This window comes from Thermodesulfovibrionales bacterium, from assembly GCA_026417875.1.
GTDB lineage: Bacteria > Nitrospirota > Thermodesulfovibrionia > Thermodesulfovibrionales > CALJEL01 > CALJEL01.
This window is the reverse complement of sequence record JAOACK010000082.1, coordinates 1-6,078: the sequence shown is the minus strand read 5'-3', so window position 1 is coordinate 6,078 and position 6,078 is coordinate 1. Positions and strand designations below refer to the sequence as shown.

At 40.9% G+C, this 6,078-nt stretch carries 6 protein-coding genes; all 6 read left to right on the top strand.

What is annotated here, in order from left to right; genetic code table 11:
* A partial coding sequence (locus N2257_10225) for a hypothetical protein (GenBank protein MCX7794759.1) occupies nucleotides 1-181 on the top strand: 181 nt, incomplete at its 5' end.
* Complete coding sequence (locus N2257_10220) at nucleotides 178-1,506, top strand: hypothetical protein (protein MCX7794758.1); 1,329 nt, start codon at nucleotides 178-180, stop codon at nucleotides 1,504-1,506. The genes N2257_10225 and N2257_10220, both read left to right, overlap by 4 nt.
* Before the next feature lie 62 nt (nucleotides 1,507-1,568).
* A complete protein-coding gene (locus N2257_10215; GenBank protein MCX7794757.1) occupies nucleotides 1,569-3,194 on the top strand; it encodes a fused MFS/spermidine synthase in 1,626 nt (541 codons plus the stop codon).
* A 55-nt stretch (nucleotides 3,195-3,249) separates the two neighbouring features.
* Nucleotides 3,250-4,173 (top strand): tetratricopeptide repeat protein, encoded by a 924-nt coding sequence (locus tag N2257_10210; protein MCX7794756.1) that lies wholly within the window; start codon nucleotides 3,250-3,252, stop codon nucleotides 4,171-4,173.
* On the top strand, nucleotides 4,133-4,783 hold the full coding sequence (locus tag N2257_10205) for a tetratricopeptide repeat protein (GenBank protein ID MCX7794755.1): 651 nt from the start codon (nucleotides 4,133-4,135) through the stop codon (nucleotides 4,781-4,783). Before N2257_10210 ends, N2257_10205 begins: the two co-directional genes overlap by 41 nt.
* Nucleotides 4,780-6,078: hypothetical protein (locus tag N2257_10200; GenBank protein ID MCX7794754.1), on the top strand; the 1,299-nt coding region annotated here is incomplete at its 3' end. The genes N2257_10205 and N2257_10200, both read left to right, overlap by 4 nt.

The following is a 6,078-nucleotide window of genomic DNA, read 5'->3' as shown; positions in this document are numbered from 1 at the left end:
CCATGGAGGACTCTCTATGTCTGACGTACTGACCCGCATCGCCGCGGTGGAGAAACTGCTGCTGGAAGTCCAAAACCAGGTCTCCCAGGCCTCGGACCGCGCCACCACCCGTCAGCTCTTCCTGCTGCTGGAGACAAGTACGAGGTGTTTAAACAGGATGGCTCAGCAGGTTCAGGTATGAAAGGTGTATGGGGTGTATCTGTCGGGTTCCAGCCGCCGACTACAACAAATGCTGGTGATAACTATAGACCAGGTGCTGACTATAGCTATACCAAGGTATGGGATGTTCAGTACGAAAGAGACCTCTGTCTTAAGTGCCATGGTTATTTTGGATTCCTGAGCTCTCCACCTACAAATCTTTCCCTTGCTGGTACTGTAGCTACTACAGGTATGCCTGCAAGTGATATTGCTGAGGAGGCAAATCCAAATAACCTTGCCCATCATGCCATATACGCAAGGGGTAAGAACCAGCCCATTACAGCAACAGGTTCAACAACTGCAACAGGAAGACCATACGGTGCTAATCCTAACTGGCCAAAATACACAACAGGTTCAATTTCTATATCTACTGCTGGTACAGCAACCCTTAGTGGAGGCGGCTCACTGCCCCAGAATGTACTTCCTGGATGGATGGTATATGTAGGCTCAATAAATTATCCAACTGCAGGTTCTCCAGATACACCGAGGTTCTGGTTTGAGATAGTTGAGATTTATGGCTCTACAAGCTTCAAGGTTACTCCAGCTCCATCAGCAGCTATTAGTAACCAGGCTTATGCAATAACAGCAGGACTAGGAAATACCTTTGTGCCGCCCTATGGACCGTGGTCAATACTTCTCTGCAAGGACTGTCATGGCTCTACCCTTACAGATCCTCTTGGACCACATGCATCTATTAATAAATTTATGGTTAAATCAGTGGAACCTGTTATAGGATATGAATTCTTTGACGGTACTCAAGTGACAATAACTACAGAGGTCCATACAGGCGCAAATGAGACTACCTATAATTACTTCTGTTACAATTGCCACAGACGCTCGGTTTATGGAGGTCCTTCATTGAATAATCCTCCTGCCTCAATATATGCAAGGGTAAGGCATGACAATACTACAGGTCATATTTACCAGGCATGTCCTCGTACTACAACACCGACATATGTGCGTACAGGTATCACCTGTAACATGTGTCATGCTATATACAGGGGAGATGGTTCAGCTGGCTCTGAAAGGGTAGGTGGAATTCATGGAACTAACTTCTACTCAAAGCCTACTCAGGGTACAGCAAGGCCTACATGGACAACAAGGCAGGGTAAGAGGTTCTTAAATGGAGCTTCCTGGGCAATAGGTCCTAATGATGGTAATGCTAATGGTGGAGTTGCAAGACCTACAACTACAACTTCTGGTGGTTGCTATGTAAGGAAAACCGCTGATAGCCTTAATAACTGTACCGGAGGCCACACTGGTGAAAGGGCCTACGGAGGTGCCACCTATGACTATGATAATCCGTAAATAAAAAGACAATGAATGAAATTTTTGGGCTGGCACACTGTGCCAGCCCTTTTTATTAATCTATGCATCTATTAATCCTAATATCCTTTCTTTTTTCTGGCCTGAGTGCCCTTGTCTATGAAGTGGTCTGGACAAGGGCACTGAGTCTAATACTCGGCTCCACTGTATATAGCCTCTCAATAATGCTTGCAACATTTATGGCAGGCCTTGCTGCTGGCTCCTATATTGGTGGAATGATTGCGGATAGGAGTTCTGGCAAAGGCTCAGGTACTCTACTATTTTACTACGGCCTTTCTGAGACAGGAATAGGTATTTCTGGAATCCTGAGCATACCTCTTATATACACTCTTCCATCCCTTTATTTTAAGCTCTATCTATTCTTAAGAGATTATACGACCCTGTTTTTCTTCTCTCAGTTTCTTCTTGCCTCAATGGTAATGATTATTCCAACAATTCTTATGGGTTTTACCTTCCCTATTGTCTCAAAGATACTGACAGAGAGGCTTGAGAACCTCGGTAAGTGGGTTGGAAGTGCCTATTCTTTCAATACAGTGGGTGCCATATTCGGCTCTCTACTTGCTGGATTTGTCTTTATACCCTCCTTTGGCTTAAAGGCTACGGCCCTTATTGCAGGCCTGTTTAATTTCATTATTGGCATAGTTTTTATATACCTGTCAAAAAAAATTAGAACACTCCTACCTTTGTTTTTTCTCTTTATATTCAGTCTTTATCCCTTTTTAAAGGCGAGCCCCTCAGATTATTTTGCAACCTTCTACATGCTTAGGAGATTTGAGAGCCTTGAGCAGCTGAGGAGTTCAGAGGCATCTTACAGGGTTCTTTATGAAAAGGACCATCCTCAGGGTTTTGTCCGTGCCTATCTTGATGAAAATGGATTCGTTACCTTACAGCACGGTGGAAAGATGGAAGGAACAGCCTTTACAGATGTGCCCAATACCCTCTTTCTTGTTGAACTTCCGGTAAGGGCGCTAAGAGATAAACCTGAGGATATCCTTGTAATAGGTCTTGGAGCCGGTGTTACAACCTGGATTGCTGGCAGACATGCACCTTATGTAGATGTTGTGGAGATAAATCCTGCTGTTGTGGAGATTGTGAGAAAGTTTGGAATACCTGAGACACTCAAAAATAAAAATCTTTATATAAATGATGCAAGAAGATATCTTCTTTATAATGAAAAAAAATACGACATAATAACCTCAGAGCCCTCTGTTCCATCAGAGGCAATGGCTGCAAATCTCTTCACAAAGGAGTTTTATGAGATTGCCTCTAAAAGACTAAAACCACATGGAATAATGGCTCAGTGGGTTCCCGGATGGATATTTACAAGGGATGAGTTGAGGTCATGCATAAAGACTTTCAGAATGGTCTTTCCTTATGTGTATGTTTATAAAGTAAAGGCATCAAGAGACTTTATAATGCTTGGCTCACAGCTACCTCTTGAATCAGTGCCCCAGACAGGTATACTCCTGCCATCCTATTTGCCTCCTATGCTTGAGGAGATGAAAAAAATTCGTGGTATAGAACCACTCTTTGATATTGAGCTCGTAAGAACGGCAGAATCAGTAAGAGAGATACTTGAAATGGCTCATATACCAGTTATAACAGATGACAGGCCCCTTATTGAGTTCTGGGCAACAAGAAATTTTCTTAAATTCTGGGTCAGACAATGATTTTAAATCCTTAAAGGGTTATTCATGGCAGGATGAGATTCTGTTATAATAAAATGTGAAAAAATTTATACTCTCAATCGTTATTCTTATCCTTACTCTTTTAACACTTAGCAGAAATTCTGTGTGGAAGGATGACCTCATATTATGGCAGGATGTTGTCAGGAAGTCCCCTGGAAAGATAAGACCTTATATAAATCTTGCAGGAAGCTATCTCATGCGAAACAGACTTGATGATGCTCTTGCTGTATTATTCAAAACAACAGAGGTCTTTAGCGATGTAATAAGGAGTGGGAATCTCTATTACCTCAAAGCAGGCCTGGAGATATATCTCAATTTTGCAGCTATCTATGGTATGAAAGGTGATATTAAGAGGGCAATGGAATTTCTACAGAAGGCTTACGAGACAATGCCTGATTCACCAAAGGTAAATTATGCTTTTGCCTTTGGCCTCATGGAACGGGGAGATTTGGAGCGAGCTGAGCAATATCTAAAAAATGCAATAGCCCTTGCTGAAGACCCGAGGGCCTATTCTCTTTTCAGTGAGTTATGCGAGCGCCAGGGCAGGATCGACGAGGCTATAATATACATTGAAAGGGCATCCTATCTCGAGCCTGAAAACAGTAATTACCTTACCAGACTGGGATATCTTTTAAGACTAAAGGGCAGGTTAGACGAGGCAGAAAAGGCATGGTTAAAGGCAATAAGATTAGACAAGAATAATGCTGATGCCTATGTGAATCTTGGCTCCCTTATGTATGAGAGGGGTTTTTTAAAGAAAGCCTATGAGTATTACAGAAGGGCACTCGAGATTGACCCCAATTCCTATGAAGCCCTTGTAGGTGCAGGAAATGTAATCGATGAGCTTGGAAATTACAGCATTGCGAAGGAGATGTATGAAAGAGCAATGAAAATAGACCCTCAAAGAAAAGAGGCGTATATTGAATACCAGAAGATCCTTAAAAGACAGGGTGTTAAATGAAAAAATAAAGATAACTCTGGTTTTATTAGTGGTTCTACTTATGGCTATGCTTACTTACCATAGAAACAGTATCTGGATTGATGAAATAAGTCTATGGAAAGATACTGTAAAGAAATCACCTTCAAACCAGAGGGCATTTTTTAATCTATCAGTTGCCTGTAGAAAGGCAGGAGATATTGAGTGCGCACTCAGTGCCTCAAGGCGAGCACTTGAGATATATCCAGAGCCAGTTGCTTTTATGAACCTTGCAAATGTCCTTCAGGTTACAGGAAGGGATGATGAGGCAGAGCTTCTTTATGAGGAGGCTATTAAAAGGGCAGAATCTGAAAGTGTAACCCAGGAGATGAAAAAGGTTACATATAAATTTTCATACTACGAACTTGGAAATATAAATTTTAAGAGAGGGGATCTAAAGAGGGCAGAATATTATTACAGAAAGGTTATCGAAATAGAGCCTGAGTACAGTCCTGCCTGGAATAATCTGGGTTATGTACTCATGATTTCTGGCAGATGTAAAGAAGCAGAGTTTTTTTTAAGAAAGGCTTTAGAACTTGATCCAGGTGATACACTTGCAAAGGAGAATCTTGAGCTTCTTAAAGAATGCCGATGAAGACAAAGTATTTATTAATAGCCATTGCTATCCTTACCTTTCTTTCCTATTCCAATACCTTTACTGCACCTTTTCACTGGGATGACCACGCCTATATAGTAAAGAATCTCAGGGTTAAGGATCTGGGAGAACTTTTAAGAAATATAAATGGTTCAAGATTCATTGGTTTTTTAACATTTTATGTAAACTTTTCAATAGCTGGACTCAGTACCCCTCTTTATCATCTGACGAATCTCCTTATTCATATATTGAATGCCCTTTTAATCTTCGTTCTTGTTAAATTGATAATGAGACTTAATTTTGGAGATGCCTACCGAGAATATGAGGACTGGATAGCCTTTTTTGGTGCCTTGCTTTTTGGACTTCATCCAGTAAACACCATGGCAGTTACATATATAAGCCAGAGATTCGGACTTCTCTGTACGCTCTTTTATCTATCCTCTGTATATTTCTATTTAATTGCCAGACTTAAGGAGAGAAATATTTTCTATATCCTTTCACTGTTTTCAACAGCACTTGCGATGAAGTCAAAGGAGATGGCCTTTACCATACCATTTGTTATACTTTTCTTTGAATTTCTTTATTTCAGACAAAAAAGACCCTGGCATACCCTTATGCTTTTCATCCTGAGCCTCTTTATAATACCATTAAGCACAATAGATGCCCTATGGTATACTCCTCAGGAATCCTTAATAGAAAAGACAGCTGTCGCTCCAGACATCCCGAGGCACATTTATCTTTTAACCCAGTTAAGGGTTCTCATATCCTATCTTAGACTCTTTTTATTCCCCGTGGGTTTAAATATAGATTACGATTATCCCCTCTCAAAAAGTCTTTTTGAGACAGATACCTTTTTTGCCTTCATATTTCATTTTACTGTCCTTGTGCTGGCAATTACTTTACTAAGAAGACCAGGACACGGAAGATTTGTTGCAACCGGAATCTTCTGGTATTATATGACCCTTTCAGTTGAATCCAGTATCTTCCCAATAAGTGAGATTATAATGGAATACAGGCTCTATTTACCCTTCATGGGACTTCTTGTGGTATCAACAGGGCTTGTTTTATGGTTTGTACCTCTAAGAAGACACAAAGGGCTGATAGCACTTATAACTTCAGTCATTATCCTCATTGCAGGTATTCTTACCTTTCAGAGAAATAGCCTCTGGTCCTCTGAAAGAGCTATCTGGGAAGATGCAGTTAAGAAATCACCTAATAAAATAAGAACAAGGCAAAACTATGCTGATACACTGCCTCCAGAGGAGGCCATAAGGGAATACGAGGAGATATTAAAG